The sequence below is a fragment of the Streptomyces sp. SP17BM10 genome, assembly GCF_036322405.1.
Classification (GTDB): Bacteria; Actinomycetota; Actinomycetes; order Streptomycetales; family Streptomycetaceae; genus Kitasatospora.
Map to the genome: position 1 here is coordinate 1 of NZ_JAQYXB010000023.1, position 360 is coordinate 360.

The following is a 360-nucleotide window of genomic DNA, read 5'->3' on the forward strand; positions in this document are numbered from 1 at the left end:
GGGGGCACCCACAAACACAAAAAATAACCCCACACAAAAAAAAAACCCACAACAGGAAAAAAACAAACCAAACCCACAAACAAACCCCCCAAAAAAACAAACCCCAACAACACCCCCCCCCCGCACCCCACCAACCGGCCGACGGCCGCCGTCGACCCCTGCGCCAGCCGATACGCCCCAACCCGCCGGTCCCCGCAACCCACGGGGGGGGCCGGCCACCGACGGACGGGTGTCACCGCATCAGGAGCGGTACTGCTCCGCCTTGTACGGGCCCTCGACCGGGACGCCGATGTAGTCGGCCTGCTCCTGGGTCAGCGTGGTCAGCTTCACGCCCAGCGCGTCCAGGTGCAGACGCGCGAC

1 protein-coding gene is annotated in these 360 nt (G+C 64.4%); it reads right to left on the bottom strand.

Going from position 1 to position 360, the window contains the following annotated elements; genetic code table 11:
* Positions 1–240: 240 nt before the first annotated feature.
* Positions 241–360 (bottom strand): adenosylhomocysteinase (locus tag PUR71_RS00075; RefSeq protein WP_329924229.1); only part of this gene is annotated, 120 nt, incomplete at its 5' end.